General features: G+C 43.0%; 3 protein-coding genes and 1 pseudogene. All 4 read right to left on the minus strand.

Features of this window, described 5'->3' with window-relative positions; translation table 11 throughout:
- Positions 1–332, minus strand: a pseudogene (locus D7D25_RS17540) (RHS repeat-associated core domain-containing protein); the annotation flags it as partial.
- 170 nt (positions 333–502) lie between these two features.
- A complete protein-coding gene (locus D7D25_RS17545; protein WP_148038982.1) occupies positions 503–973 on the minus strand; it encodes a hypothetical protein in 471 nt (156 codons plus the stop codon).
- A gap of 3 nt (positions 974–976) precedes the next feature.
- Positions 977–1,423, minus strand: a complete 447-nt coding sequence (locus D7D25_RS17550; RefSeq protein WP_122970204.1) for a hypothetical protein — start codon at positions 1,421–1,423, stop codon at positions 977–979.
- A gap of 30 nt (positions 1,424–1,453) precedes the next feature.
- Positions 1,454–2,162, minus strand: a 709-nt coding sequence (locus tag D7D25_RS17555) for an RHS repeat domain-containing protein (RefSeq protein WP_148038983.1), incomplete at its 5' end; no start/stop codon positions are given.

Consider the following 2,162-nt stretch of genomic DNA (forward strand, 5'->3'; position numbering starts at 1 on the left):
CCCGGTTCAGTGAAAAATACGAACGCGGCAACAAAAAACCACCAAAACTCCCCGTCTTGGTCGATATACACCAGCGGATTGTTCAAACAGTAGCTGTACCGGTTGAAGTTCTGCGTGAAGTCCGGCATCTGCACGTATGGGTCGGGGCTTAAGAACCTACCCAACGCCGGGTCATATAACCGAGCATTCATATTCACCAGTCCAAACCAAGGCAGGTGCTCATGGCCGGTGTAACCGCGCCCAAGGAACAGCGCCGGCTCGCTCCCCGGTGCGTAAGCCGCCTGCGTGGAAGGATCCCTGAGCCGCCCCCAGGCGTCGTAACTCAATTCCTGTTTCGCAATTTTGCAGAATTCCTCCTCGCTCGGCATAGCTCAAGCATGGCTTGGCTCTGCGCTCACTCGTTCGTCATTTCAAAGAACCGTCACTGTTGGCAATATGGTGACGCTTTCAATAAGATTGGAAATAAAGCTACCCCGCCGCTGCGGGATAGCCTAATAGTTTTCTACTCTTCTTTGTTATATGGAGGAAACATTTTCATGTTGCTCATTGCAGAAGAAGGAGGATATGGCACAGTATAATCCAATTTCCTCAAATCATCCAAACTTAAATCGTAGCGTTTGAGAACCATGTACTTTTCCTTTATAATAGCCCAAGAATACTTGTTCAGCGTATCGGTGTGAAAAATATAGATGGAAAGAGTATCAGAAGGTAGATATGAAAAAATCTTTTCATATTCAAGGCTAAAATCTTCATAATGCACCTTCTGAATATCTATGTTGACAGTTGCTCTTTGAGAAGTCAAAGTTGTATCAGGATATCCTTTGTTATGATCTGCCACAAAAACGTCTATCTTATGATTACTATTATTTTTCAATTTTATTGGATATCTATAATCCATCGCACACTTGCCGCAACAAATAAACAATATTATAATAATAAGTCCCATTGACTGAATTAAAGAATTCTTTTTCATAATTTATCTCTTGTCTTTTCTTGGATATCTTGATTCATAATCATCCCAATTTACACCATATCTTTTAAAATACTTTGCCGCATGCTTGTTGGCCCGTCTTTCATACCAACGAAAATTATGGTTACTTTGTGTTATTGAATTACCATCATAAGTCGTTGTTACATCTTTTGAGAATTTAGCACTGAACAAGCTCGGAGTTCCTATAACAAACAAATACGACAACCCGAATATCTGGCTATCTGAATAATGTCCATATTCATGCATAAATAAAGGGTCGGCAATAACTCTGTCTTCAAACTTCCCTTGAATATTGTCTTTAATATTAATGTTAATATTATGCCCGATACTTACCCCGTATCTGCTATTTCGATTTTCACCGGTAGCAAAAGTAGCCCCGCCAAAGTAATCCACCCTGTCTACTCCTCCAAATGTATTTCTGAACTGGGACACATTGTAACCTAACCATGTTTGAGGTCCTTCCTATGTGTATCTGCTTAAAGCTTGTCCGAAATTGTCAGTATAGGTACGCCCCAATAATATTTTACCTGCATTTTCTGGATTTCTAATCATACTTGTAACTGTACTCAATGCGCTTATTGCCTTTGCTCCCATAATAGTCCATCCTATTTTTTGGAGAAATCCTTGCGACGCAAACCTCATTCCTTGTATGAGAGAACCGCCTCCCAATAAAGATGTTCCACTCAAAGAAGCAAGTCCAAATGACCATGTTGCGCCGACAATTGCCCCCGCTACAGCTCCTTGAGCAAAAAACTTTAAAGCATCTCCAAAATTATTGATGTCTCCTTTGATAATATGTGCCGCCACATTCCCTGTTCCAAACAAAGCACCACCAATTAATATAGGTATAAACCATGCAATTTCCCCATCCTGATCGATATATACCAATGGATTGTTCATCGCATAAGTATATCGATTGTAGTGTTGGGTCATGAATGGATTTTGCACATGCGGGTCGGGGCTTAGGAAGCGTCCCAAGGCAGGGTCGTAGAGGCGGGCGTTCATGTTGATTACGCCGAACCACGGCAGGTGCTCATGGCCGGTGTAACCGCGCCCAAAGAACAGCGCCGGCTCGCTTCCCGGCGCGTAAGCCACCTGTGTGGAAGGATCCCTGAGCCGCCCCCAGGCGTCGTAACTCAATTCCTGTTTCAAAGAACCATCCGCATTGGCT

It is taken from the genome of Proteiniphilum sp. X52 (assembly GCF_003712195.1).
GTDB lineage: Bacteria > Bacteroidota > Bacteroidia > Bacteroidales > Dysgonomonadaceae > Proteiniphilum.